Genomic DNA, 24,391 nt, shown 5'->3' on the forward strand with positions numbered 1-24,391 from the left:
GATCGTAGGAAGAGCTTCCGCATGCGCTGAGTAAGCTTAGAATTAACAATGTTAGTAAAATACGCATATCAATCCAAAAGAGTTATTTTGTGTGGTCAAATTTTGTACTCCATGAGCACAAGGCCTCAGTTTAATACTGGGTTAAAACGGTGCCAAGCATTGCGATAGCAAAACCAATGACGGCTCCCAGTGGTGGGCCACGGTGTTTACGAATTGGTATTTGCGGCGCGATATCTTGAAATATGAGATACAAAATACCACCGCTGGCAATCAGCATGATACCACCCAGTATGTCATGCTTATCCCCCAGAGCGGTATAACCGGCAATACCAAATATAGGTCCAAGTGGTACCAGCGCAAACATCAGCAAATATACTTTTCGGGAAGACCGGCCCGCGTCGGTCAGTTCTTTATAAGTGTTGAAACCTTCTGGTATGTTTTGCAGGCCAATGAGTACGGCTAACAGCAGGGTCGAGTCTGCGCCACTGGCGGCGAGCCCTCCGAGTGCGAGTGATTCGGGTACATAATCTAGCAACATCCCCGTGAGTTGTGGTGCAGCGCGGCGGTGAATATCTAAATATTTTTCTAGGAAATAGAAAGTAATCCCGCCGGATAATAGTAGCGCGATAGCCCAGGGGGAGTGGTCTAGATGTTCCAGCGCATCCGGAACTAAGACGATGGCAACCGCGCCAAGTAAAATGCCAGCACCAAGGGCAATAACGGAATGGCGAAACTCCTTATCAAGCCATTGTTGTTGAATTCTGGTGTGATTGGCAACGATGGCACCGAAAGGAATACACACACCAGCAGCAGCGGTGAGAATAATAATATTGAGTATTCCGTTCATTGTGTTCTCTATAATTTAATTTTTTGGCGGTAGAACGGAATGCAAGCTAGGAGCCAAGCCACGGATAAAATGTTCTACGTTCTCAGTGTAGGTAGTTTGAGTACCTAGTGAGGCATTTATTTGCCTGTGTGACAAATCGACTTTTAACAATGTGGTTTGGACCTTGAGCTGGTCTGCTTTTTGAACAAAGGTTTCTGCCTGTGGACAGCTATCATCGCGTTGCGTAGAGCACACTAATAATAATGGTTTTACCCCTTGGTGGAGGTGTTCAATTGCAGAATTTTTACGCCAGTAATTTGGATCGTCACCAAAAACTCGATTATAGAATCGAGGGTGCTTGTTGGTCATAATTTTATGAACATCTAGCGCGGCACTGTCTAGGAGAATACCGCCACGAACGCCATTAAGTGAGTTGGGTGTAGATAAGTTGGGGTCTGTTAACAGTAAAGACAGCAAGTGCGCACCAGCTGAGTGTCCAATTACGACAATGTTTTTATTGTCTGCGCCCCATTCTGCGCTATGGGTTTTAACGTGTGCTAGTGCCTTGGCAACATCCTCGGCTTGTTGATATGGGGGAGTATCTGGCAGCATCCGGTAGTTAATAGATACAAAAGTCCAGCCGCGCTTTACCCACCGTGCTACTTTAGCGTCGACAGTGTTGCTGTTTGCTTTGTCGCCTATACGCCATGCGCCACCATGAACCATAAACATGATTGGGCTATCGTGTGCTTTTGTGGGTAGATACACATCTAATTTTTGCGCTTTGGCCTCTCCGTAAGGAATATCTTTCATTGTTTTTGCTTGTGTAGCAGTGGCGAGCAGGCAGGCACAAAGTGTAAAAAGAGCGATCAATACATGGGTGTTTTTCACGCCATACTCCTTATAGCGTTATGAAGAAACGCATCGCGCCAAGGTTTTTGGCTGCGATGCGAAAAGTCTAAGTTTTGCTATTGGGTAAATCACAGCTAGCCCGGTTCTCCCATAGCGATTCAAGAATAGCGCTGCGAGTAACTAGGCCAATAAGTTGGCCATCTTCAGTAACAGGGTAGGATTTTGGTTTGTTCTTCCCCATTTTTTGAGCAAGGTCGATAATAGACATGTCTGCTTCTACAGATAACACTTCTCGACTCATCACTTCGTCGACAATGGGTGAGCCCTCACAGTGATAGCTACTGACTAATACCGTGTGGATGCAATCTTGTTCAGATACAAAGCCCACTAAGTTATGTTGATCATTAATAACAGGTAGACCAAAAACACCGTGTTCCAACAGCGTTTTGACGACCTCACCTAGGTCGCTTCCTTGTTTTACAAACGGTGATGGCGAGGTCATTACCTCGCGTACAAGCATTGTGGTTGTCATAAGCTACTCTCCAAATAGAGTCGATGCCTTACTATATCGCGCAAGAATCAACAGCGTAAACACATAGTTTTCTATCGCTGTCAGAGGTCTAGCCTATTGGTAAACTCATAAATAAAGACAATTCACTTTGCGGAGACGAGTACACCATCACGGTAGTCCCTTAATGCTTGTTCAATTTCATCATTGGTCGTCATAACAAATGGCCCATATTGAACAATGGGTTCTCCGATAGGACGGCCAGCTAAAATAAGAATTCCGGCCCCAGAGTGGGTATTGATATTTAATGTGTCGCCACCATCAAGTATTGCGCTGCAAGATTTGGTGATAGATGTGCCCTCTATCGTAACTTCACCCTCATAAACATAGATAACGGCATGATGATCTGGGGGTAATGAGACCTCTGCGTTTTTTTCAGGTGCCAGCCGTAAGTCTATATAAATTGGATCTGTGCTCAGGGCCTTCCCGTCAATACCATTGATAAAACCGGTTGCTGATAAGTGGTTAATAACAGTGTGCCCGGCGATGAGTATGGCTTCGCTACTACTATCGAGGCTTAAGCGCGGTATTTTATCAGCAGTTATATCTTGGTAAGAGGCAGCTTGCATTTTTTCTGCTGAAGGTAAATTAATCCACAATTGGAAGCCCCGCATTCTTCCATGGTTTTGCTGCGGCATTTCAGAGTGAATGATGCCTCGCCCAGCGGTCATCCACTGCACACCACCGTCTTTGAGGTGGCCTTGATTACCTAGGTGGTCTTGGTGAAGCATATGCCCTTCAAGCATGTAAGTTACTGTTTCAAAGCCACGGTGTGGATGAGACGGAAACCCCGCTAAATAGTCAGCGGGTTCGTCCGAAAAGAACTCATCTAGCATTAGAAAGGGATCGTGCCTAGCGGCATTAGACTGGCCTAAGCTACGCTTTAGTTTTACCCCTGCTCCATCTGATGTTGGCTGTGCTGAAATAATACGAGTGACTGTGCGGGTTTTCATCGTCAAACTCCTTAGCTGGCCGTTAACCGTTAATATTCGCTAGGCTGCCTTGCTAGCCAATTGTTTCCGTGCATTTGCAAGTGATGCGTCGGCAATATCTGGCCCCATATTTAAGCCTTCAGCGTAGATAAATTCGATATCCTGAAGCCCCATTAAGCCAAATATGTGCCGAAGATAAGGTGTTTGCGTATCCAATGGAGTATCTTGATACTGGCCTCCTCTAGCAGCAAATACGTATACCTTTTTGTTGTTTAGCAGCCCTTCTGGACCATTGGCGGTGTAGCGAAACGTTTCACCGGCGCGGGCTATATGATCAATATAGGCTTTGAAAGTAGATGGCACGCCAAGATTGTAGAGGGGGATACCTAGAACTAGGATGTCTGCGTCACGGAGCTCCTTAATAAGCTGGTCTGACTCCGCAACAATGTGCTTTTGCTCATCGCTGCGCTGTTCTGCTGGAGTGGTAAACGCAGTGAAGCGTTCGCCATCCAAGTGGGGTAAGGGCTTGGCATTGAGGTCGCGAGATATAAGAGCTGATTCTTCGAGCTTGTTGCGCAGAGCCTGAACAAACTCATTAGCCATTTGGCTTGATTTACCGTCATTACCGAAAAGGCTGCTATTGATGTGTAGGATATTGGTCATGTGTCCTTCCTTACATTGATGTATTTAAGTTGTTGCTTATTCAATCATTGATAAAACTGCTTAAAAAGCGCAAATTATTGCTATATTCAATCAGAAAAGTTGATGATTATGTCGGGACCTAGGACAAATCTAGAGCAGTGGCACTGTTTTTTAGCCGTTGTGGATGAAGGTAGTTACGCTCGAGCCGCCGAGGTATTGCATAAGAGTCAATCAGCGGTGACCTATACCATTCAAAAAATGGAAGAGCAGTTAGGCGTTAAGGTGTTTGCGATTCAAGGTCGTAAGTCCGAACTGACAGAGGTAGGGCAGATGTTGTACCGCCGAGGGCGCGGCTTGATTGATGAGGCTTTACGTTTGGAAAAATCCGCTAAGTCTGTTGCAGCAGGTTGGGAGCCGCAGTTGAGAATAGTGAGCGATACCTTATTTCCGAGTGAAATTATGCTGAACTGTTTGGCGGATTTGAGTGAGAGCTGTCCAGACACTCGAATGGAATATGTAGAGACGGTGTTGAGCGGAGCAGAAGAGGCTTTGTTAGAGCGCCGTTGTGATGTGGCGATAACAGGAATCGTACCGCCAGGTTTTTTGGGCGACCATTTAATGCGGGTGACTTTTGTTGCGGTTGCCCATCGAGATCATGCTTTACATCAGTTAGGCCGTGAGCTTGATTATCACGACTTGCGGCCTTTCCGTCAGCTTGTGGTAAGGGATTCTGGTGTTCGCCGTCAGCGCGATTCAGGTTGGTTGGAAGCTACTCAGCGCTTAACGGTAAGCCGTATGGATATGTCAATAAAGGCGGTAGTTCGCGGACTAGGTTTTGCTTGGTTGCCAGAGCCAAGTATACGTCGGGAATTAGCAAGTGGTGAGCTCACTCCGTTGCCGATGGTGGAAGGTGGAGCGCGGTACGCAGATTTGTTTCTGATCTTGCCGGATCGTGATTTAGCCGGTGCAGCCACTTTACGTTGTGAGCAATTGATAAAAGCCGCCGCCCAACAGGTGTGAGCAGTAGGGTTTAATGAGTGGGCTTTCAGAGGTGTAGTCTATTTCAGCCTTAGGCAAAATGACGAAATGCTAACGCTATGATGAATAAGGCTCCCCTCAGAATAATATTCTGAGGGGATATTTTTAATTTGCAGCTAGGTTTGTCTGGTTATAGAACACAGCCAATTCATTGTATGCTTTAGCGACTCTTTCCATGCGACCAATAGCGAGATTGTGGCTCAGTGGCGAGGCTTTATTGCCGCACTTTTCTAGTCTACGGTCAGCATCATCCATGTAATCACGCACGTCTTGCCCTAGTTTGACGACTTGTTCAAAGCTAGTTTCATTTAATTTAGGAATTTCTGGGGCACGGTAAACGGCGCGAGCTGCGCATTCGGCAAAGACTGTGCCGCTAATTAGGCATAGCATAAGGCTAGCGAGTAAAAATACAGACTTTTTCATTAGTCATACCTCTTTAAAAAATGACGATGAAATGATGACGAAGGGGGCTTGGGTGGTGGCTTGATACTTAAATACCCAAATATTGTTACCCATGGTTGTGTGTTTATCAATCATAATCGTAAAAAGTGTGTAAATAAGGTCGACTAGATCACTAATCTTCGGAGAATTTACAATTTATAGAGGGTGTTACGGTGGGTAGCGAAGTCTAGTTTACGGAAGTTGGCACTTTTTTTAAGATACTGTATTTAAAGCACGCTGCGAGGCTGAGTCCACGAGCTATATTGAATGCCGTAAATGCAAGCCAAAGACCACTATTGCCAAGGTGTTGCGTAAGTGCCCATAGGGGTAGGTAAATCACAGCAACTGAGAAGAGCATGCACCATTGCATGGTTTTGGTTTTGAGTGTGCCAATATAAATACCGTCTAGAAGGTAGCTTGGTGCACACAGCAGTGGCAGCCATGCTAACCAGTAATAATCATTGTTTATGAGAAGAGCCACTGCGGGTAAATCGGTCATCATTTCAATAATGGCAGATTTAAAAAGAATGAGAATGACGCTGGCGCTAAAAGCGGCAACGGCACAGAATTTAGCGCAGGCTAGGCAAAGCTTAATGAGCAGTGCTTGGTTGTTATTCTTATAGGCTTCACCAACCAATGCTTCTGCCGCGTGGGCAAAGCCATCAAGGCCGTAAGCGCTGATCATCATTAATTGCAGCAAAATGGCGTTGGCGGCAAGTTGGTTTTGTCCAAGAGCCGCACTTTGGGCGGTAAAAAAAGCAAGGCTGGATAGCAGTGCGGCTGTTCTAATAAACAGATGGAAGTTGGTGGTAAGGAGCTGCTTAAGTTTGGGGCCTTGCGCCCAGCTTATCTTTAAACCCGTTGCTAGCGTGTGTTTTAAGGGGGTGCGTACCGCCCACAGAGCCAGCGCAAATCCAAAGTACTCACTGATTGCGCTTGCGGCGGCTGCGCCATTGCTGAGTTGGTTGAATTTGATTATCAAAACATAATCCAGCGCGATATTTAGAAGATTGCTGGCTACTGCGATGATCAGCGGCCAACGAGTTTGCTGCTGTCCGATAAGCCAGCCTATAACAACATAAGTACCTAATACGGCGGGGGCGCTATACAGGCGGATATGTAAGTAGCGTTGCGCTATAGGGAGTAGGTTCTCAGTGGTATTCATTAAACCAAGGCCGATGTGGCTAAAGCTTCTACCGATGATGAATATCAAAATAGCGATAATGCTGCTAAGTAAAAGGGCTTTTATTAATAAGCCCGCGCTTTCCTGGTGGTTATGGGTTTGGGCGCTGGCGCCAGTGGTGCCCATTCTCAGAAAGCCAAACCCCCAATATAGGAAGGCAAGTAAGCTGGTGCTAATGGCGACAGCGCTTAAGTAGCGGCTGTCGTCAAGATGGCCGAGAATGGCGGTATCGACAATGCCCAAGAGTGGAACCGATAGGTTCGCAAGGATCATCGGCCATGCAATGTTGCGAATGCGACGGTTAATTTGCTGTGAAGAGCTCATGATTAAAGCGTGTCGCGTTTTGTTATGGGGTATGCACAGAATTAGGGCGAATAAAAAATTGATATTTGCGTTAGTGCGAAAATAGATTTTATCCTATATCTAGTGGTTTGATGACTAGATTAACCCTTTAATTGGTAGGTTTTTAGCAAATCAGGTGAAAATACCCTAAAAGTCATAGTGCATTCAGGAGAACCGGAGTAGCGCTGGTGCATTTATCAGGTTTATAATTGCGGCGTTTTGTCGCACCCAAAGTAGCGTCAATGAGTTTGCGATGTACAAATTACGAATGAATCTGAATACAGATTTCCCAGAAATTCTGCACTTAGATTTGTTTGTGTCTGTTGTGAGAGTTCAATTTAACGATTGTGTTCCCTCAATAGATAGAAAACTTGTACACCGTTCTCTTTGTGTGGTCTGAGGGGTCTTTATTAACTGTACATGGAGACACGGGAGATGTATTTACAAGCGAAACGGCTTCTCAAGCTGGCGCTTAGTCCTGTGCTAATGCTGCTAAGCCTGTTTAGTACTGGCGCATGGGCCGAGCAGGCCGAGCGTTGGCAAACCAATATGACCCCTGGTATTACCGAGGTTGGTCATCAAATTTACGACTTGCATATGTGGGTTTTCTACATTTGTGTCGTAACAGGCATAGTAGTTTTTGGCGTGATGTTTTACTCGGTATTTGCATACCGTAAAGAGCGTCATCAGGAGCCAGCAACTTTCCACGAAAATACGCGAATGGAAATTGCTTGGACCATAGTTCCTTTTTTAATCTTGTTGTTTATGGCTGTTCCAGCCACCAAAACCTTGATTGAAATCTACGATACCGACGATGCTGATTTAGATATCTTAATTACCGGTTATCAGTGGAAATGGAAATACGAATACATCAATCCAGACGGTGATAATGTTAGTTTCTTCTCTAACTTGTTGACTGATGGTGCGGAAATTGCGAATACCGAAGACAAGGGTTCAAATTACTTGTTGGAAGTTGATGAGCCAGTTGTTATCCCGGTAAACAAAAAAGTGCGCTTTTTAGTTACCGCCAATGACGTATTGCACGCTTGGTGGGTGCCTGCGTTAGCGGTTAAGCGTGATGCAATTCCTGGTTTTATCAACGAAGCATGGACTAAAGCGACTGAAACCGGTGTTTTTCGTGGTCAGTGTGCTGAGCTGTGTGGCCGCAATCATGGCTTTATGCCCATTGTGGTTAACGTCGTTGAAGAGTCTGAATATGAAGCGTGGTTAGGCGAAAAAGAAGCCGCCGCTGCTGAAATTAAAGAATTGATGGCAAAAGACTTTTCTCTTGATGAGTTGGTAGAGCGCGGTAAGTCAGTTTACACAAGTGCATGTTCTGCTTGTCATGGTGCAAATGGTGAAGGCGGTGTCGGTAAAGCAATTGCTGGCAGTGCTATAGCGACTGGCGCTATAAGAGAGCATACAGACCGCATCGTCAATGGTGTACCAGGCACTGCAATGCCGGCATTTGGTAGTCAGCTAAACGAGGTAGATCTTGCCGCTGTTATTACATATCAGCGCAATGCCTTCGGTAACAACATGGGTGACATGTTGCAGCCAGTTGATATTTACAACTTCAAGAAAGGTCAGTAGGGGGATTACACCATGGGTGCTCATCACGGACCTGCTAAAGGTTTCAGTCGGTGGTTATTTACCACCAACCACAAAGACATCGGTACGATGTATTTGTGGTTCAGCTTTGCGATGTTCTTATTAGGCGGCTCGTTCGCCATGATCATTCGCGCTGAATTGTTCCAGCCCGGCTTGCAAATTGTGCAGCCCGAGTTTTTCAACCAAATGACGACCATGCATGGCTTGGTCATGGTGTTTGGTGCCATCATGCCGGCTTTTGTTGGCTTGGCTAACTGGATGATACCGATGATGATCGGTGCACCAGATATGGCATTGCCACGTATGAACAACTGGTCATTTTGGATTTTGCCACCAACGTTTTTATTGTTGGCGTCTACCCTTCTTATGGAAGGCGGTGGTCCTAACTTTGGTTGGACGTTCTACGCGCCGTTGTCTACGACATACGCGCCTCCAAGCGTGACCTTCTTTATATTTGCGGTTCACGCCATGGGTATATCGTCGATCATGGGCTCGATCAACATCATTGCCACTATTGTGAACATGCGCGCGCCAGGCATGACTTACATGAAAATGCCAATGTTTGTATGGACTTGGTTGATTACGGCGTTCTTGCTAGTGGCGGTTATGCCGGTATTAGCCGGTGCAGTTACCATGATGTTAATGGATATTCACTTTGGCACCAGCTTCTTTAGTGCGGCAGGTGGTGGTGATCCCGTATTGTTCCAGCACGTGTTCTGGTTCTTTGGTCACCCTGAAGTTTACATTATCATTTTGCCTGCATTTGGTGTTGTGTCAGAGATCATTCCAACGTTCTCGCGTAAGCCCTTGTTCGGTTATGATTCAATGGTTTATGCAACATCATCGATCGCTTTCTTATCGTTTATTGTATGGGCTCACCATATGTATACGGTAGGTATGCCGATTGCTGGCGAACTGTTCTTTATGTATGCCACGATGTTGATTGCGGTGCCAACGGCTGCAAAAGTATTCAACTGGATAACGACGATGTTTAAAGGGTCTATTACCCTTGAAACGCCCATGTTGTTTGCAATTGCTAAAGTATTTTTGTTCACGATCGGTGGTTTCTCTGGTCTGATGTTGGCTATTGCGCCAGCTGATTTCCAATACCACGATAGCTACTTTGTTGTGGCTCACTTCCACTACACAATGGTTGCTGGTGCGATATTCGCCCTGTCGGCTGCGGTGTATTACTGGATTCCAAAGTGGACGGGCAAAATGTACAACGAGACCATGGGTAAAGCCCATTTCTGGATCTCGTTCATTGGCTTTAACCTGACCTTCTTCCCGCAGCACTTTGTGGGTCTGGCAGGTATGCCGCGCCGTATTCCTGACTACAACCTGATGTTTGCTGACTTCAATATGATGTCATCTATTGGTGCCTTTATTTACGGTACAAGCCAGCTACTGTTCTTGTTCAACATTGTTAGAACAATTACACATGGCAAGCCTGTTACTGAAGATAAAGTTTGGGAAGGTGGCACGACGCTGGAGTGGACAGTGCCTTCGCCTGCGCCATACCACACCTTTACGACTCCGCCAGAAATTAAGTAAGGGCTGGGTGTAATTATGACGACGCAGGTAGACAAAAACATCAAAATGCTCAGCGTAAAGCTGCTGGGCTTGGTGGTTATTATGTTTGCCTTCGCTATGTGGGTAATGCCCCCGCTTTACGATGCTTTATGCGAGGCGTTGGGCATTAACGGTAAAACCGGTCAGCAGTACACGGTTGTAGACAGCCAAATTGATACAGACCGTATAGTAAAAGTACAGTTTGTTGCACAAAACAATGAAATGATGCCTTGGGAGTTTTCGCCTAACACCAGTCAAATTGAGGTTCACCCTGGTGAATCAAATCAAGTGACTTATTACGCAAAGAATACGCAGAATAAGTTTATGGTGTCGCAGGCTATTCCCAGCATTGTTCCGTCCCGTGCAGCCGAGTACTTTCATAAAACGGAGTGTTTTTGCTTCAATCAGCAGCCTTTGGCGGCGGGAAGCAATGCCGATTTAGCGCTACAATTTATTATTGATCGTGATTTACCCAAAGATATCCATGTAATTACCTTGTCGTACACAATTTTTGACGTAACCGAGATGGCGGCCAAACAGGATTCTGTTGCGGCATCATCGAAATAGAAAAGAGATTTTTCTCTCCCGAGAAAATGGAGATTTAACAATGGCGGGTCAAAGTAATACAGGGCATGAAACTTATTACGTGCCAGACAGTAGTAAATTAGCTGTTAGTGCGTCGATAGGTATGACAGCTATCGTCTACGGTGCTGCCAGCTTTATAAATGACGCCAGCTATCGCGCTGGTGAAGATACAAACTCCGGCTTTATTTTGTTTGCTGGTTTAGCGTGGTTAGCCGCAACCTTATTTGTGTGGTTTAGCACGACTATTCGTGAAAACCGCGCTGGTATGAATAGCGCACAGCTAAAGCAGTCATACGTGATTGGCATGCAGTGGTTTATATTTTCTGAAGTAATGTTCTTTGGCGCATTCTTTGGTGCCCTTTTCTATATCCGCAACCTTGCTGGTCCATGGTTAGCTGGTGAAGGCGATGGGGTAATGAACACCCTACTTTGGCCTGGTTTTGAATACACTTGGCCGCTGCTAGAAACGCCTCAAGATGCAATTGGTGGTGTACAAGCACAGGCTGCAGCTGGGCATTTAGCAAACAATGGTGAATTTGTAGGTGCCGAGCATAGCTTGTCATTTCCAGGTTTTGCCAATATTGGTCATTGGTTACCTTTGTACAACACCGTGATTCTGCTGGCATCTAGCTTTACTTGTCATATTGCCCATATGGGTATTAAGCAGAATGATCGTAAGAAGTTTAACTTATGGCTGTTCATCACTGTGGCACTGGGATGCATCTTCTTGTACTTACAGTACATGGAATACCATGAAGCACTGTTTGAATATGGTATTCGCTTAAACAGTGGTGTTTACGGAACAACATTCTTCATGTTGACGGGTTTCCATGGCTTCCACGTTGCTATGGGTACGTTCATGTTGTTGGTTCAGTGGTTACGTTCAAAAACAAAGGGTCACTTCTCAGCGGAAGACCAATTTGGTTTTGAAGCGTCTTCATGGTATTGGCACTTTGTTGATGTGGTTTGGGTATTCTTGTTCTTGTTCGTTTACATTCTGTAAACGCGAACGACGACTCGTACTAGCTCAGTAAATTTGGCCGGTACATTTGCTTACTAAGGTAAGTGGGTGTTACCGGCCAAATTGCATATTGGGAGTCTAGGGTTTAGATTGGCTGGCTTCATTTGAATCTAAATAGCGTTGGTCCCATGGCGCTTTAGAGCCGAGCTCGCCAGTAAAAAAGCCATAGAATAGAAAGCCCATCAAGCATGTCGCAAGGATGAGGCGAACCTTTAAAGATTGCCACGTCCGCATTGTTGTACCGCGATCTTGCATTAAAAAGAACAGGCCACTAAAGAGGCTGATAACAAGTGCGATAAATAGCACAACTATGACAATCTTTAACCACATACTGCTGAACCTCCAGAATTGTTTGCCGCAGTATACACAATAGGGTTTCATAAATGGCTAGCAAGCAAAATAGGTTGCAATGGCAGTTGGATTGGAAGTCAGCCTTAGCTATTACCTTGATGCTGCCCGTGTTAGTGAGCCTTGGCTGTTGGCAGCTAGAGCGCGCCGATGAAAAACGCGACTTACTTTCCGATTTTGAGGAACGACGCCTGCTGCCGGCAGTGAATATTGCCGAACTCACAAATTATCCTAACTACCGACCTGTCTATGCGCTGGGTGAGTTTGATGAAAGCCGTTATTGGTTATTGGATAATAGAATTAATCAGGGGCGGTTCGGATATGAGATAATGGCCGTTTTTAAACTAAACAACGGCCGAGAACTGTTGGTTGATCGAGGTTGGGTTGAGGGTGACGCGTCTCGCCGTACCTTGCCAGCCATAAACACCCCAAGTGGCGTTGTTAAAGTTACTGGTGAGCTATATCGCAGTGTGGAAAAGAATTTTAGTTTAGGTGAGGAGCAGCAGTTAAGTGACTGGCCTCGGCGTCAGCAATGGTTGGATATTGATGCGGCGAATCAAGAGTTCCCTAGTTTATTAACAACTAGCTTGCGATTAGATAGCAATAGTCCTGGTGCTTTGCAAATTAAGCGAATGGTGGTTAATGTTACGCCCGCCAAACATACAGGCTATGCAGTGCAGTGGTTTGGAATGGCTTTAGCACTTGGCATTATCTTTATATTGCGCAATTCAAATTTGGTGCAGTGGTATCAACACCGTAAAGACACAGAGAACAATGGACAATGACAAAAATGGCAGATCCTAAGCGTAGTAAACGACTTCTTGGTTTGATACTGGGCATTCCAATTGCGGTAATTTTATTGTCGAGTGCGGTGTACTATTTAGCGAAAGAAAATATTGTCAATTTCCGTACTGTTAACCGGGGTACGTTAATTAACCCGCCGATGCAGCTAGGCGATCTTCACCCACAGCGCCTTGATGGCGGTGAGTTTCTCTTTGACCGCGCCGATTCACGCTGGGTGTATATGGTAGTTGGTGGCCGGGAATGTACCGATGCCTGCGAGCGTATGCTCTATTTAACACGTCAAACTCACACCGCACTTGGAAAAAAAGTTGGACGGGTGGAGTTAGTGTATCTGGCAGTAGACGGCCCGTTGTCTGCAAATCTTCGTGATTTCTTAGAGAGTGAACACAGTGATACCACGGTATTACATGTAAATGGCAATGAGTTTTTAGGTAAGTTACAGAATTTGGAAATAGACCCGTTTGATCCACAGGCATTTTATGTGGTTGATCCAAAGGGCTGGGTGATGATGTATTACCGCGCAGGTGATACCGAGCTACCAACGCTGACAACTTTAGGCAAGGACGTCCTTAAAGATATGGGGCGCTTGATTAAATAATCGGCTTAGTACAAATAGCAAACACGGAATTAGACAATGGCATTATTTAATAATCCTGTGCAGCGAAAATCAGGCTTTCGCCTAACATTTGTTGCCTGCTTGGTGGCAGTTATTGTTTTAGGCATGGGGGTGTTTACTAGGTTGGCTGATGCTGGCTTAGGGTGTCCAGATTGGCCAACATGCTACGGCCATGTGCTCTGGCCCAGTGATGATCACGACGTGGCGCGTGCTAATGAAGCCTACCCAGATGCGCCAGTGGAACATGACAAAACATGGCCTGAAATGATTCACCGCTATTTGGCATCTAGCCTGGGTTTATTCACTATTGCGATTCTAGTTGTTTCGCTTCGCAGCAAAGAAGCTAATCAACCGGTGAAGCTACCGGTTTTTCTACTCGCTTTTATCATTTTACAAGGCATGTTCGGCATGTGGACGGTCACGTTAAAGCTGTGGCCGCAGGTTGTTACCGCACACTTACTGGGTGGCTTCACAACGCTAAGTATGTTGTGGTTACTCACATTGCGGCTGAATAATCATCACTGGCACATACCCGCAATTGATGAGAGAAAATTGTTATCAATAAAACCCTTTGCAGTTATTGGCTTGATTATAGTGATTGCTCAAATAGCATTGGGGGGGTGGACTACATCAAACTATGCGGATATTGCGTGCCCAGATTTTCCGACATGTCAGGGTGCTTGGCTACCGCCAATGAATTTTGCTGATGGATTTAATATTACCCAGCATATAGGGCCAAATTACCTAGGCGGTACCATGGACAATGCTGCTAGAGTGGCAATTCACTTTAGTCATCGACTTGGTGCGATCATCACAGCCGCGTATTTAATATTTTTGTCTATAAAGTTGCTGCAACTGAGCTTACCTGCAGCAAAAAAATTGTCATATGGCATTTTGGTAGTCCTAGCAGTCCAAATTAGCTTGGGCATCAGTAATGTTGTGTTTCGTTTCCCGATTGATGTTGCCGTAGCGCACAACCTAGTCGGTGCATTGTTGTTGCTTACGCAGGTAACCACCACATATTTGGTATATACAGCGGTGGTAAACCGCGGGGGAATTCGAGTATGACGCAGTCACAGGCTGAGTCCGCAAACTGGCGAGATTATTACGAGCTGTGTAAGCCCAATGTAGTGCTTTTGATGTTGCTAACCTCAGTGATTGGCATGTTTATGTCGGTACCTGGAATGGTGCCATGGGAGGCATTGGTTTTTGGTAACCTAGGTATAGGCTTATGTGCTGGAGCTGCAGCGGCAGTGAACCATCTTGTTGATAGCCGAATAGATTTGGTTATGGCGCGAACGCATAATCGGCCAATTGCTCAGGGTCGAGTGAAAACCCGTGATGCAGCAATTTTTGCAGCGGTCATTGGCGGCTTGGGAATGGCCATTTTGCTGATTAAAGTGAACCCATTAACTGCATGGTTAACCTTGGCATCACTATTGGGTTACGCGGTGGTGTACACACTGTTTTTGAAGCGGGCTACACCACAAAATATTGTGATTGGTGGTATTGCAGGTGCTGCCCCGCCATTGCTGGGGTGGACGGCGGTTACTAATCAAATTGATGGTCATGCTCTATTGCTGGTGTTAATTATTTTTATTTGGACACCACCGCATTTTTGGGCGCTGGCAATTCATCGCCGTGATGATTACGCTAAAGTTGAAATTCCAATGCTGCCGGTGACCCACGGTATTGGTTACACCAAATTACACACTCTGTTATATACAGTGTTGTTATTCGTGGTTACCTTATTACCATTTGCCACTGGCATGAGTGGGTCTTTATATCTGTTGGGGGCAGTGTGTCTTGGCATTGGCTTTTTGTACTGGGCAATTGTGCTGATGAGAGGCAATGATCCAAAAGCGCCAATGGCAACGTTTAAATACTCTATTGTGTATCTAATGGCACTGTTTATGATCATGCTGTTAGATCATTATTTATTGCCGGCCATGACAATATTTGAGGTTGATTATTAATGACTGAAGAGACGCAGGAAAGCGGCGCTGTAAAGCGCGAGCGCGGTATTAGATTAACAGTATTGGCGGTTGTTTCAGTAGCGATTATTTTCGTTGCCGGATTTTTTTATGCGTCTACTCGCGCCCGACCGATGACCAGTGAAGAGCTGAAATCACAAGGCGCGTATTTATACGAAAATCCAAGGATGCTACCTAATTTCACCTTGGAAGATGACCGTAGCGAGCGTGTTACCCCAGTGACATTTCAAGGTCAGTGGAGTTTGGTCTTTTTTGGATTTACGTATTGCCCAGATGTGTGCCCCACTACCCTTGCGCAGTTAAAAGCGTTTTACCAAGAGTTAGAGCCAGAGGTGCAAGCTGATACTCAAATTTGGTTGGCAAGCGTTGATCCCGCTAGAGATACACCGGAACAATTACATAGCTACTTGGATTTCTTCCACCCAGCATTTAGGGGTGTTACAGGCGATTTCTTGGAAGTTCACCGTTTTGCTACATCATTAAATATACCATTCACCAAGGTTCCCGGTGGAGGCAGTAATTACTTGGTAGAGCATAGTGCAAATATTGCACTGATAAACCCACAGGGCCATTCGGTTGGATTTTTTAAAGCGCCCTTGGAAATCAGTAAAATGAAAAGAACATTTTTATCTATTCGCGAATATTATTGAGTTGACCCCGCCCCTGCTCTTTGAGGCAATGTGCTGAGGCGGGCAAATAAAGCCCGAATAATACGAAATTGAAATGGTGTGAGTACGTTTTATTGTTGGCTTGCCGTTATTTGCGTCGATAGCTAGGTGCTAGTTGCCCAAGTACAAACAAGCCGCCTGCGCCAAGAACAATGCTAGGGCCAGCAGGGGTGTCCCAGTACCATGCACCGGCAAGCCCTGCTATTACCGCGATAGCGCCGCAGATTATTGCTAATATTGCGGCCTGTTCTGGGCTGCGGGCAAAGCGGCCTGCTGCTGATGCAGGAATGATAAGCATCGCTGTAATGAGCAATACACCCACTATTTTCATTGCTACAGCCACGGTTGCTGCAACCATTAGCATGAGCAGTAAGCGCAGGCGTTTTACAGGTAAACCTTCGACTTCGGCAAGCTCGGCGTGGGCGGTAACGGCAACTAATGCATGCCAGTAGCGGCACAGTAAAGCGAATACCAAGAAACAGATTCCTCCAAGACTGATTAGATCCTCTTTTTCAATTGCGAGTAAATCGCCAAACAAAAAAGCGTTTAAATCTAATTGCATATTATCTAGGAACGAAATTAATACTAAGCCGAGTGCAAGGCTGCTATGCGACAAGATGCCCAGCAGGCTATCTAGTGCAATATCTCTCCACCACTGTAAGACAAACAGGACGAAGCCAATAAGTAAGCAGGTGAAAAGGACGCTGTATTGTAAATTTAGCTGCAAGGCGAGCCCCAGTGCTAGCCCAAGCAGCGCTGAGTGTGCAAGGGTGTCACCGTAATAGGCCATGCGCTGCCAAGTCACTAGTGCACCGAGGGGGCCGCACAAGGCAGCAACAAGCAAGCCGGCAATTAAAGCATAAAGAAGAATATCAATCATGGTGGTGCTCACAGATCACGTCACCATGGATGTCGTGTTGATGGTCGTGGTCGTGTTGGTAAAGTGCGATAGCTTCCGCGTGGCGCCGGCCGAATAGTGATAAATAGGCAGGGTCGTTACTGACATGCTCAGGGTGGCCGTGACAGCATATATGCTGATTAAGGCAGATTACGGTGTCGGTTTGGGCCATTACCCAGTGCAAGTCATGAGACACCATAAGAACCGCACAGCCGAGTGTGTCGCGTAAATTATTAATAAGCTCATAGAGCTCAGTTTGACCGTTAATATCCACACCCTGTGCGGGTTCGTCTAACACCAGTAAATTGGGGTTGCTGAGCAGTGCGCGACTTAGTAATACACGCTGTGTCTCACCTCCAGAAATATCATTTAGTGGGCGTTTACGTAAGTGATTAACCCCAGTGCGCTCAAGCGCAGCCTCTATTTGCTTTGCGCCACGTCGGGTCATTGCCAAAAATCGTTCTACACTCAAAGGCATTAATGGGTTCAGAGTCAGCCGTTGCGGCATATAACCAATATTAATGCCGGGCTGTCTAAACACGGTACCTTGATCGGGCTTAGTTAAACCAAGGGCGATCTTTATTAATGTGCTTTTGCCAGCACCATTAGGGCCAATGATAGTCATTATTTGGCGCGGTTTAAGGCTAAGGCTGACATCAATAAGCAGGCTTTGGTGCAGGTGCTTTAGAGAAATTTTATCTAAAGTTAATAGGGGGTCAGTCATTACCGCCTACCTTTTGGCAAGGCCAATAGCAGCCGACAAATGTATTTAAAGAAGGGGTGCAGTGTATCAAGCCATTTTTAATTAAAATGTATTGGGCGCGATAGAGCGTAGGCGGTGTGGTTAGTCGGGCACACGTTTTCTTAAGTATTTCAAAAATGCTATACGCTCCGATAGGTTGGCGGCTTGTCCATACGCATTTTAAAACGTGTTTGCGAATGCGGGTAAACTTAGCTTGGTGGTGCCGACAAGTTCTATTTGCTTGGCTTATGACGTCGTCGACACAGAGCTGATGATTGTGTTGTTCAGCAATAATACGCATCTAGTTCTAATTTGCGTGAAAATAAAATGATATAGTATTGCATTGGGGCAGTATTAAACAATGGGGAAGATTAGTTGAGAGTATTAGTTTGGTGGGTATTGGCAGCTTGCATGCTCGGTAATTCAGCATGGGCTGACAGTGACAAGCCAATTGTATTATCTAGTATTATGCCCCTGCACTTGATCGTTAGCGATATTGGCGGAGAGGCGATTAGCGCTGAGTTGTTGGCACCTGCAACGATATCGCCTCACGATTTTCAATTACGCCCCTCCGATGCAAAACGAGTTCACTCTGCCGATGTTGTGCTTTGGGTGGGCCCGATGCTTGAAACCTATTTGGCTAAGTTACTGCGTAAGCAAGAGCATGCGGTTGTGCTCTACCCTGCTTTAGGCAGTGATCAAGACCCTCATGTTTGGATGGATGCGGATGAGGTGCAGAGTATTGCACGCCGTGTCGCACGTATATTGTCAGATCGAATACCTTCACGCGGGGCGTATTTTCATGCAAATGCAGCGCGTTTTAGTACAGAGTTTCGCCAGTATGATAAAGAGCTAAAAGAAGAGATAGCGCGACATAAGCACCAAGCGTATCTATTGTTGCATGACGGCTTTAGCCGATTTGAGCAACACTACGGTTTGCCTGCAGGAGAGATGGTGGTATCTGGCTCTGATCGATTACCTGGAGCGCGACATATAGTCCAGCTGCGTGAGCGATTACAGTCAGGAGAATTTGCCTGCGTGTTCCGTGAGCCGCAATATGCTCCGGCAATGTTAAATGCCTTAGTGGCAGGTATAGATATTCCGGTGATAGAAATTGACCCGCTGGGTGCTAGTCGTGCTGTTCCGAGCGCAAATGCAGGTGCTGACGGTTTTTTGGGTTTATACCGTCAGCTCGGGCAGGCGTTTCTCGCCTGTTTTGATCAGCCATAGTCGGCAGCGACTCATATAAGAGCTAAACGCTTATTTGTCGATGCGTGGCGTCATTACGCGACTAATCTGATTGTCTAGCTCAGTGTTTAGGCTGGCAGCAACAATATCTAGATTTTTTTCCAAGAAGCGCTCGGCTGAGTACTGGCTTGTGTACTCAGTAGCCAGTTCTTGGCGGGTGTCGTTTTTGATCTCGTTGTAAGCTAAGACCATTGGCTCATCGGCTGCAACATTGGGTTCTGCGGCAGTGGCGATGGTGCTGGCAACCAGGATAAGGATTGCGCTGATAGTTTTGTTCATGTGAGTTCTCCTCTCAATATAGGCATGTTTGGCCTGTTACGAGATAATTGGTTACCTCGTGTTACATAAGGTAACACAAAATCGAAAGGAGTCCGCTTAATTTTTGTTAATTTTCCGTTAATGTGGCAAATTACCTAGGTCTCGATGTGTCATGGATGTGAAAAAAGGTAACATTCGCCGTTTTTTGAGAGGCTGATGTTGCTTGGTCGGCTCGTGGTACACTTCCGCCTTTCACTAAACAAAGCGCAAATTCACTCCTATGACAGCAATAAAACCTCTAGTTCTCGTTGATGGCTCCTCTTATCTGTATCGTGCGTTTCACGCTTTACCCCCGCTGAATACATCTAAAGGCCAACCTACCGGTGCTATCAAAGGGGTTATTAATATGTTGCGACGTTTACAGAAAGATTACCCCGATAGCCCTATCGCCGTTGTGTTTGATGCCAAGGGCAAAACGTTTCGGGATGATATGTATCCGCAATATAAAGCGCAGCGCCCCCCTATGCCGGATGATTTACGTAGCCAAATTGAGCCCATCAATGCCATTGTGGATGCAATGGGTTTGCCGCGATTAGTGATAGAGGGGGTTGAGGCAGATGATGTTATTGGAACCTTGGCGGCCCAAGCGAGTGGTGAGAGGCCGGTGTTGGTCTCTACTGGCGATAAAGATATGGCGCAGTTAGTGAATGAGCATGTAACTCTTGTTAACACAATGACCGATACGGTAATGGATGTGGCGGGGGTAAATACTAAGTTTGGTATCCCTCCGGAGCTGATTATCGATTTTTTAGCGTTAATGGGCGACAAAGTAGACAATATACCGGGGGTGGCTGGCGTCGGCGAAAAAACGGCGCTCGCTCTGCTGCAGGCCTTGGGAGGTTTGGAGGATATATATCAAAATCTAGATAAAGTACCTGATTTGGCCATGCGTGGCGCAAAGGGTGTGGCCAAAAAGCTAACAGATCAGCGCGAACAAGCTTTTCTTTCCTATACATTGGCAACCATAAAGTGTGATGTTCCCCTCGATGTGTCAGTGCCAGAATTATTGCCTAATAGTCCTGATAAGACTCGGTTACTCAGTTTATTTACAGAGTTTGAGTTTAAAACCTGGGTGCAAGAATTAAGTAGAGATGAGCGTACAGAATTAATAAATGAATCAAAGGCTTCAGATGTGCCGTCAGATGATGCCCTTGATGCCGTTCCCGCGTTTACAGGAACACCTGATTATCAGCTAATCCTTACTCAATCTCAGTTTACTCATTGGTTAGATAAACTGAACAATGCCCCACTATTTGCGTTTGATACGGAAACGACTAGCTTAAACTACATGCAGGCGCGGGTGGTTGGGGTGTCTTTTGCTGTCAATATGGGTGAAGCGGCCTACTTACCCTTTGGCCATGATTACTTGGATGCACCTGATCAGCTAGCTGAGAACGACGTACTGGCAGCATTGAAGCCAATACTCGAAGACCATAACAAACTCAAACTTGGCCAGAATTTAAAATACGATGCAAATGTCCTCGCTAATCATGGCATTACTCTGCGTGGTATAGCCGAAGACACCATGCTTGAATCCTACGTCTTGGATTCTGTTGGCAGCCGGCATGATATGGATACCTTGGCTTTAAAATACCTAGACCGCAGCACAATACATTTTGAAGATATTGCGGGAAAAGGCGCAAAGCAGCTTACTTTCAACCAGATTGCCTTAGAAGAAGCGGCACCCTATGCGGCAGAAGATGCAGATGTCACATTGTGTTTGCACCATGTTATGGCCGCAAAATTAAAAGCGAGCCCATCTCTGATGTCCGTGTACCGAGACATTGAATTACCCTTAGTGTCAGTGTTATCTCGCATTGAACGTAATGGCGCGCTGGTAAGCCGTGAGTTGCTTGGCAGCCAAAGCCATGAGCTGGGGTTGAAAATGCAGGCCTTAGAGAAGGAAGCCTACGACTTAGCGGGCGGCGAGTTCAATTTAGCCTCGCCTAAGCAGCTAGGAGAAATTCTTTTTGAGCGTTTGAATATTCCTGTAATAAAGAAAACCCCCAAAGGAGCGCCGTCAACTGCCGAAGAGGTGTTGGTGGAGTTGGCTCATGATTATCCGCTGCCAAAAGTGATTTTGGAGCATCGGGGTATGGCTAAGTTGAAGTCTACCTACACCGACAAATTGCCGCTCTTAATAGATCCCAAGACGGGTCGTATTCACACCTCTTATCACCAAGCTGTTGCCGCGACTGGGCGTTTGTCTTCGTCTGATCCAAATTTGCAAAATATCCCTATTCGCAGTGCAGAGGGCCGGCGGATACGTCAGGCATTTATTGCCCCATCTGGCTACGTTATTTTGGCTGCAGATTACTCGCAAATTGAGCTGAGAATTATGGCCCATCTGTCAGAAGATCAGGGCTTGATAGACGCATTTGCGCGAGGCGAAGATATTCACCGAGCAACTGCGGCAGAAGTATTTGGTGTCGCTGTTGATGAGGTGAGTGATGAGCAGCGGCGAAACGCCAAGGCGATAAATTTTGGTTTGATTTATGGCATGTCGGCATTCGGCTTGGCGCGACAGTTACATATTGGTCGTAAAGAGGCGCAGGAGTATATAGATCTTTATTTTGAGCGCTATCCTGGCGTGCTTCGTTATATGGATGAAACAAGAGTGCTAGCGGCAGAAAAAGGTTTTGTCGAAACCTTGTTTGGTCGGCGGTTATATCTTCCTGAAATCAACGCCAGTAATGGTATGCGTAGGCAGGCCGCTGAGCGCACGGCAATAAATGCCCCTATGCAGGGGACAGCGGCAGATATAATTAAACGCGCCATGATATCTGTGGATCAGTACTTATCCGATAGTGGGATTGATGCCAAATTGATTATGCAGGTTCATGATGAACTGGTTTTAGAAGTTGCCCCGGCAGCCCTAGACGAAGTAAAGGCTGAGCTTAGTAAATTGATGATGGCGGCAGCAAAATTGGCTGTGCCATTAGAGGTGGGGATGGGGACAGGCGCAAACTGGGATGAGGCGCATTAACTTGCGCAATGGTAAATCAGCGTCTACTTTTTAGTAGGCTATTGCTCTTAAGCGTATTTGAGAATAGCCCCGCGTTAGGAGACTTGTCTCCCCCTAACTCCTTGAGGAGTAGGATTGCCCGGCGAGTTCAGCGCGCCGGGCTTTTTTGCGTCTTTTACTCCTTAATGTCATTTTCTGGTGCGATTGTCTCGGTGTATTCGGCATTTTCCTCGCTCAGAACATCTAGCCATTGGTCTAATTTTGAGCGCAATGCTTGCAGGCCGTCGCCATTCTGCGCGGAAAATAATTGCACACTAATTAAATCCCCATAGTCGGCAAGGTTTTTGCGTACCGAAAGTAAGGTTGCTGATGCTGGCCCACGTTTGAGCTTGTCCGATTTGGTGAGCAAAATGTGTAAGGGCATAGCGCTTTTTGTTGCCCAACTTACCATTTGCTGGTCGAAGTCAGTCAGCGGGTGACGGATATCCATCATCAGTACCATGCCACGCAGAGATTCACGTTTCTGTAAATAGGCTTCAAGGTTGCGCTGCCATTCATTTTTGACAGCGAGGGGGACCTTGGCAAAGCCGTAGCCGGGTAAGTCGACAAGTCGTTGGCGGCCGGTATCATCGAGAACGAAAAAGTTTAATAACTGGGTTCGCCCAGGCGTTTTACTGGTTTTTGCCAGTTTTTTGTTTTCTGTGAGTCGGTTTATGGCGCTGGATTTACCGGCATTCGAGCGACCGGCAAATGCAACCTCAGCCCCAGAATCATCAGGGCAATGCATAAGGCCAGGAGAGCTTTTTAAATAGCTGGCGCGGCGGTAGTTTAATGTGGGGCTGGAATCCATAGTATGTCCGAAAAATTGCTCTTGCAGTGACGGATTGGGTCAATAATTGGCCCGATCGCTGACTAGTTGTGTATAATGCCGCAGTTTTTGTGCGGGCTTACTTTAAGCATTTGATAGACTCTCACTAACCAATTTGTAGTATAGATCGCTTAAACTCGGAGACGTAGAACATGCATAAATGGCCTTTGGTTGTACTATTTTTGTTGTCTAGCGTGTCAGCCGGCGCTGCCGAGCAGACGATTGTAGATCGTTACAAGGCATCCTGCTATGCCTGCCACGGTTTTGGTGTAAATGGGGCACCAAAAACTGGTGTTGCTGCAGACTGGGCGCCACGGTTGGAAAAAGGTATGGAGACACTGGTAAAGCACGCTGATGAAGGCTTTAGCACTATGCCACCAAAAGGCCTTTGCTTTGACTGTAGTGCAGATGAATTTAAAGCCTTGATTGAATATATGGCAACGCCGCAATCTTAGGCCGACAGCAATAGACTTATCTTGATTAAAGAGCATGTAATAATGAATAAACCACTACTAGTAATGATTGCCTCACTCATGTTTGCGGGCTCAGCCGTGGCTTTAGAGGGTGATGCGGCAGCCGGAAAATCAAAAACGGCTGCATGTGCGGCTTGTCATGGTGCTGATGGTAATAGCTCCGCTCCAACCTTCCCATCGTTAGCGGGTCAAGGTGAGCGCTATTTAGCCAAGCAAATACACGATATTAAATCTGGAGCACGTCCTGTTCCTATGATGGCGGGTCAAACAGATCATTTGTCTGATCAAGATATTGCCGATATCGCTGCATTTTATGCCAGTAAAACCGCGAATACAGGCCAAGCAGATCCTGCACTGGTAGAGAAAGGCGCGGCAATTTATCGTGGTGGTATTGCTGATCGTAACATACCTGCATGTGCAGCTTGCCACTCTCCTACTGGGCATGGCATGGCGGCGGCAGGCTTCCCAGCTTTGGCGGGTCAGCATGCTGACTACACGATCGCCCAGCTAAACGCGTTCCGTGCGGCGGCAGATGGCCGCGAAGGTCGAGCAAATGATGGCGAAGCTCAAACTATGCGCTCAATTGCTTTTAAAATGAGTGACTCAGAAATAGAAGCTGTTGCTAGCTTTATTCAAGGCCTACATAAGTAAAGAAGGCAGGCTGAGTTCAAAAAGGCGGCTTTGGCCGCCTTTTTTATTTCCGTAAACTTCTTTGGCTCTATTTATTTATAGCGGCGATAGATGAAAAGTTGCCGTATAGTAAAGAGTGATAGATCGGAATTATTGTGCTTTAGTATGGTCTCATTCCGCTTATAACGAATTATTCATACCCTGTG

General features: G+C 46.2%; 26 protein-coding genes. 14 read left to right on the plus strand and 12 right to left on the minus strand.

The genetic code is table 11. The features are described 5' to 3' along the window. Positions 1-130: 130 nt before the first annotated feature. The 5 genes from AELLOGFF_RS13895 to AELLOGFF_RS13915 all read right to left on the minus strand — a co-directional run bounded on the left by AELLOGFF_RS13895 (position 131) and on the right by AELLOGFF_RS13915 (position 3,841). On the minus strand, positions 131-847 hold the full coding sequence (locus tag AELLOGFF_RS13895; protein WP_159269505.1) for a ZIP family metal transporter: 717 nt from the start codon (positions 845-847) through the stop codon (positions 131-133). A 15-nt stretch (positions 848-862) separates the two neighbouring features. Continuing rightward, a complete protein-coding gene (locus tag AELLOGFF_RS13900; protein ID WP_159269506.1) occupies positions 863-1,717 on the minus strand; it encodes an alpha/beta hydrolase in 855 nt (284 codons plus the stop codon). 67 nt (positions 1,718-1,784) lie between these two features. After that, positions 1,785-2,210 carry a CBS domain-containing protein gene (locus AELLOGFF_RS13905; RefSeq protein ID WP_159269507.1) on the minus strand — a complete coding sequence of 142 codons (426 nt, stop codon included), beginning with the start codon at positions 2,208-2,210 and terminating at the stop codon, positions 1,785-1,787. A gap of 122 nt (positions 2,211-2,332) precedes the next feature. Next, complete coding sequence (locus AELLOGFF_RS13910; protein WP_159269508.1) at positions 2,333-3,199, minus strand: pirin family protein; 867 nt, start codon at positions 3,197-3,199, stop codon at positions 2,333-2,335. Between the two features lie 39 nt (positions 3,200-3,238). Next, entirely contained in the window at positions 3,239-3,841 is a 603-nt protein-coding gene (locus AELLOGFF_RS13915; RefSeq protein WP_159269509.1) for an FMN-dependent NADH-azoreductase, read from the minus strand. Positions 3,842-3,949: 108 nt separating this feature from the next. Here AELLOGFF_RS13915 and AELLOGFF_RS13920 point away from each other — a divergent pair, with 108 nt between their 5' ends. After that, on the plus strand, positions 3,950-4,840 hold the full coding sequence (locus tag AELLOGFF_RS13920; RefSeq protein ID WP_159269510.1) for a LysR family transcriptional regulator: 891 nt from the start codon (positions 3,950-3,952) through the stop codon (positions 4,838-4,840). 123 nt (positions 4,841-4,963) lie between these two features. Here the strand turns inward: AELLOGFF_RS13920 and AELLOGFF_RS13925 are convergent, their stop codons facing one another. Both AELLOGFF_RS13925 and AELLOGFF_RS13930 read right to left on the minus strand, forming a co-directional pair. Continuing rightward, positions 4,964-5,281, minus strand: a complete 318-nt coding sequence (locus AELLOGFF_RS13925; protein WP_159269511.1) for a hypothetical protein — start codon at positions 5,279-5,281, stop codon at positions 4,964-4,966. 205 nt (positions 5,282-5,486) lie between these two features. Next, positions 5,487-6,806: an MATE family efflux transporter gene (locus AELLOGFF_RS13930; RefSeq protein ID WP_159269512.1), complete on the minus strand. Its 1,320-nt coding sequence runs from the start codon at positions 6,804-6,806 to the stop codon at positions 5,487-5,489. A gap of 453 nt (positions 6,807-7,259) precedes the next feature. Here AELLOGFF_RS13930 and coxB point away from each other — a divergent pair, with 453 nt between their 5' ends. The 4 genes from coxB to AELLOGFF_RS13950 are packed head-to-tail and all read left to right on the plus strand — an operon-like array spanning position 7,260 to position 11,595. Next, positions 7,260-8,417, plus strand: coding sequence for a cytochrome c oxidase subunit II (gene coxB, locus AELLOGFF_RS13935; RefSeq protein ID WP_159269513.1), 1,158 nt, complete (start codon positions 7,260-7,262; stop codon positions 8,415-8,417). A 12-nt stretch (positions 8,418-8,429) separates the two neighbouring features. Then, a complete protein-coding gene (ctaD, locus tag AELLOGFF_RS13940) occupies positions 8,430-9,989 on the plus strand; it encodes a cytochrome c oxidase subunit I (RefSeq protein ID WP_159269514.1) in 1,560 nt (519 codons plus the stop codon). Between the two features lie 15 nt (positions 9,990-10,004). After that, positions 10,005-10,574: a cytochrome c oxidase assembly protein gene (locus AELLOGFF_RS13945; RefSeq protein ID WP_159269515.1), complete on the plus strand. Its 570-nt coding sequence runs from the start codon at positions 10,005-10,007 to the stop codon at positions 10,572-10,574. Between the two features lie 40 nt (positions 10,575-10,614). Next, positions 10,615-11,595 carry a cytochrome c oxidase subunit 3 gene (locus AELLOGFF_RS13950; RefSeq protein ID WP_159269516.1) on the plus strand — a complete coding sequence of 327 codons (981 nt, stop codon included), beginning with the start codon at positions 10,615-10,617 and terminating at the stop codon, positions 11,593-11,595. 96 nt (positions 11,596-11,691) lie between these two features. On the opposite strand, the gene AELLOGFF_RS13955 is transcribed toward AELLOGFF_RS13950, so the two are convergent. After that, complete coding sequence (locus AELLOGFF_RS13955) at positions 11,692-11,943, minus strand: DUF2909 domain-containing protein (protein WP_159269517.1); 252 nt, start codon at positions 11,941-11,943, stop codon at positions 11,692-11,694. 53 nt (positions 11,944-11,996) lie between these two features. On the opposite strand from AELLOGFF_RS13955, the gene AELLOGFF_RS13960 reads away from it, so the two are divergent. The 5 genes from AELLOGFF_RS13960 to AELLOGFF_RS13980 are packed head-to-tail and all read left to right on the plus strand — an operon-like array spanning position 11,997 to position 16,025. Continuing rightward, entirely contained in the window at positions 11,997-12,746 is a 750-nt protein-coding gene (locus tag AELLOGFF_RS13960) for an SURF1 family protein (RefSeq protein ID WP_159269518.1), read from the plus strand. Next, the gene (locus tag AELLOGFF_RS13965; protein WP_159269519.1) at positions 12,743-13,363 is read left to right on the plus strand and encodes a hypothetical protein; all 621 of its coding nucleotides are present in this window, start codon (positions 12,743-12,745) and stop codon (positions 13,361-13,363) included. The genes AELLOGFF_RS13960 and AELLOGFF_RS13965 overlap by 4 nt, the downstream gene beginning before the upstream one ends. A gap of 36 nt (positions 13,364-13,399) precedes the next feature. After that, the gene (locus AELLOGFF_RS13970) at positions 13,400-14,449 is read left to right on the plus strand and encodes a COX15/CtaA family protein (RefSeq protein ID WP_159269520.1); all 1,050 of its coding nucleotides are present in this window, start codon (positions 13,400-13,402) and stop codon (positions 14,447-14,449) included. Beyond that, positions 14,446-15,357, plus strand: a complete 912-nt coding sequence (gene cyoE / locus AELLOGFF_RS13975; protein ID WP_159269521.1) for a heme o synthase — start codon at positions 14,446-14,448, stop codon at positions 15,355-15,357. The genes AELLOGFF_RS13970 and cyoE overlap by 4 nt, the downstream gene beginning before the upstream one ends. After that, positions 15,357-16,025: an SCO family protein gene (locus AELLOGFF_RS13980; protein ID WP_159269522.1), complete on the plus strand. Its 669-nt coding sequence runs from the start codon at positions 15,357-15,359 to the stop codon at positions 16,023-16,025. Before cyoE ends, AELLOGFF_RS13980 begins: the two co-directional genes overlap by 1 nt. A gap of 106 nt (positions 16,026-16,131) precedes the next feature. Here the strand turns inward: AELLOGFF_RS13980 and AELLOGFF_RS13985 are convergent, their stop codons facing one another. Together AELLOGFF_RS13985 and znuC are read right to left on the minus strand one after the other, a co-directional pair. Beyond that, on the minus strand, positions 16,132-16,923 hold the full coding sequence (locus tag AELLOGFF_RS13985; protein WP_159269523.1) for a metal ABC transporter permease: 792 nt from the start codon (positions 16,921-16,923) through the stop codon (positions 16,132-16,134). After that, a complete protein-coding gene (gene znuC, locus AELLOGFF_RS13990; protein ID WP_159269524.1) occupies positions 16,916-17,665 on the minus strand; it encodes a zinc ABC transporter ATP-binding protein ZnuC in 750 nt (249 codons plus the stop codon). The genes AELLOGFF_RS13985 and znuC overlap by 8 nt, the downstream gene beginning before the upstream one ends. 393 nt (positions 17,666-18,058) lie before the next feature. Between znuC and AELLOGFF_RS13995 the strand changes: the two genes are divergently transcribed. Next, positions 18,059-18,913 (plus strand): metal ABC transporter solute-binding protein, Zn/Mn family, encoded by an 855-nt coding sequence (locus AELLOGFF_RS13995; RefSeq protein WP_159269525.1) that lies wholly within the window; start codon positions 18,059-18,061, stop codon positions 18,911-18,913. A 30-nt stretch (positions 18,914-18,943) separates the two neighbouring features. On the opposite strand, the gene AELLOGFF_RS14000 is transcribed toward AELLOGFF_RS13995, so the two are convergent. Further along, entirely contained in the window at positions 18,944-19,210 is a 267-nt protein-coding gene (locus AELLOGFF_RS14000; protein WP_159269526.1) for a hypothetical protein, read from the minus strand. A 259-nt stretch (positions 19,211-19,469) separates the two neighbouring features. Between AELLOGFF_RS14000 and polA the strand changes: the two genes are divergently transcribed. Next, positions 19,470-22,235, plus strand: coding sequence for a DNA polymerase I (gene polA, locus AELLOGFF_RS14005; protein ID WP_159269527.1), 2,766 nt, complete (start codon positions 19,470-19,472; stop codon positions 22,233-22,235). Between the two features lie 154 nt (positions 22,236-22,389). On the opposite strand, the gene yihA is transcribed toward polA, so the two are convergent. Then, positions 22,390-23,064 (minus strand): ribosome biogenesis GTP-binding protein YihA/YsxC, encoded by a 675-nt coding sequence (gene yihA, locus AELLOGFF_RS14010; protein ID WP_159269528.1) that lies wholly within the window; start codon positions 23,062-23,064, stop codon positions 22,390-22,392. Between the two features lie 170 nt (positions 23,065-23,234). On the opposite strand from yihA, the gene AELLOGFF_RS14015 reads away from it, so the two are divergent. After that, positions 23,235-23,537, plus strand: a complete 303-nt coding sequence (locus AELLOGFF_RS14015; protein ID WP_159269529.1) for a c-type cytochrome — start codon at positions 23,235-23,237, stop codon at positions 23,535-23,537. Between the two features lie 42 nt (positions 23,538-23,579). Then, positions 23,580-24,206 (plus strand): c-type cytochrome, encoded by a 627-nt coding sequence (locus tag AELLOGFF_RS14020; RefSeq protein ID WP_159269530.1) that lies wholly within the window; start codon positions 23,580-23,582, stop codon positions 24,204-24,206. Positions 24,207-24,391 lie beyond the last annotated feature (185 nt).

The organism is Zhongshania aliphaticivorans (assembly GCF_902705875.1).
Lineage (GTDB): Bacteria > Pseudomonadota > Gammaproteobacteria > Pseudomonadales > Spongiibacteraceae > Spongiibacter > Spongiibacter aliphaticivorans_A.

Excerpts from the sequence above, each read along its gene's own strand:
- AELLOGFF_RS13895 (WP_159269505.1), bottom strand. The coding sequence starts at position 847 with ATGAACGGAATACTCAATATTATTATTCTCACCGCTGCTGCTGGTGTG.
- AELLOGFF_RS13905 (WP_159269507.1), bottom strand. The coding sequence starts at position 2,210 with ATGACAACCACAATGCTTGTACGCGAGGTAATGACCTCGCCATCACCG.
- AELLOGFF_RS13910 (WP_159269508.1), bottom strand. The coding sequence starts at position 3,199 with ATGAAAACCCGCACAGTCACTCGTATTATTTCAGCACAGCCAACATCA.
- AELLOGFF_RS13915 (WP_159269509.1), bottom strand. The coding sequence starts at position 3,841 with ATGACCAATATCCTACACATCAATAGCAGCCTTTTCGGTAATGACGGT.
- AELLOGFF_RS13920 (WP_159269510.1), top strand. The coding sequence starts at position 3,950 with ATGTCGGGACCTAGGACAAATCTAGAGCAGTGGCACTGTTTTTTAGCC.
- AELLOGFF_RS13925 (WP_159269511.1), bottom strand. The coding sequence starts at position 5,281 with ATGAAAAAGTCTGTATTTTTACTCGCTAGCCTTATGCTATGCCTAATT.
- AELLOGFF_RS13930 (WP_159269512.1), bottom strand. The coding sequence starts at position 6,806 with ATGAGCTCTTCACAGCAAATTAACCGTCGCATTCGCAACATTGCATGG.
- coxB (WP_159269513.1), top strand. The coding sequence starts at position 7,260 with ATGTATTTACAAGCGAAACGGCTTCTCAAGCTGGCGCTTAGTCCTGTG.
- ctaD (WP_159269514.1), top strand. The coding sequence starts at position 8,430 with ATGGGTGCTCATCACGGACCTGCTAAAGGTTTCAGTCGGTGGTTATTT.
- AELLOGFF_RS13945 (WP_159269515.1), top strand. The coding sequence starts at position 10,005 with ATGACGACGCAGGTAGACAAAAACATCAAAATGCTCAGCGTAAAGCTG.
- AELLOGFF_RS13950 (WP_159269516.1), top strand. The coding sequence starts at position 10,615 with ATGGCGGGTCAAAGTAATACAGGGCATGAAACTTATTACGTGCCAGAC.
- AELLOGFF_RS13955 (WP_159269517.1), bottom strand. The coding sequence starts at position 11,943 with ATGTGGTTAAAGATTGTCATAGTTGTGCTATTTATCGCACTTGTTATC.
- AELLOGFF_RS13960 (WP_159269518.1), top strand. The coding sequence starts at position 11,997 with ATGGCTAGCAAGCAAAATAGGTTGCAATGGCAGTTGGATTGGAAGTCA.
- AELLOGFF_RS13965 (WP_159269519.1), top strand. The coding sequence starts at position 12,743 with ATGACAAAAATGGCAGATCCTAAGCGTAGTAAACGACTTCTTGGTTTG.
- AELLOGFF_RS13970 (WP_159269520.1), top strand. The coding sequence starts at position 13,400 with ATGGCATTATTTAATAATCCTGTGCAGCGAAAATCAGGCTTTCGCCTA.
- cyoE (WP_159269521.1), top strand. The coding sequence starts at position 14,446 with ATGACGCAGTCACAGGCTGAGTCCGCAAACTGGCGAGATTATTACGAG.
- AELLOGFF_RS13980 (WP_159269522.1), top strand. The coding sequence starts at position 15,357 with ATGACTGAAGAGACGCAGGAAAGCGGCGCTGTAAAGCGCGAGCGCGGT.
- AELLOGFF_RS13985 (WP_159269523.1), bottom strand. The coding sequence starts at position 16,923 with ATGATTGATATTCTTCTTTATGCTTTAATTGCCGGCTTGCTTGTTGCT.
- znuC (WP_159269524.1), bottom strand. The coding sequence starts at position 17,665 with ATGACTGACCCCCTATTAACTTTAGATAAAATTTCTCTAAAGCACCTG.
- AELLOGFF_RS14000 (WP_159269526.1), bottom strand. The coding sequence starts at position 19,210 with ATGAACAAAACTATCAGCGCAATCCTTATCCTGGTTGCCAGCACCATC.
- polA (WP_159269527.1), top strand. The coding sequence starts at position 19,470 with ATGACAGCAATAAAACCTCTAGTTCTCGTTGATGGCTCCTCTTATCTG.
- yihA (WP_159269528.1), bottom strand. The coding sequence starts at position 23,064 with ATGGATTCCAGCCCCACATTAAACTACCGCCGCGCCAGCTATTTAAAA.
- AELLOGFF_RS14015 (WP_159269529.1), top strand. The coding sequence starts at position 23,235 with ATGCATAAATGGCCTTTGGTTGTACTATTTTTGTTGTCTAGCGTGTCA.
- AELLOGFF_RS14020 (WP_159269530.1), top strand. The coding sequence starts at position 23,580 with ATGAATAAACCACTACTAGTAATGATTGCCTCACTCATGTTTGCGGGC.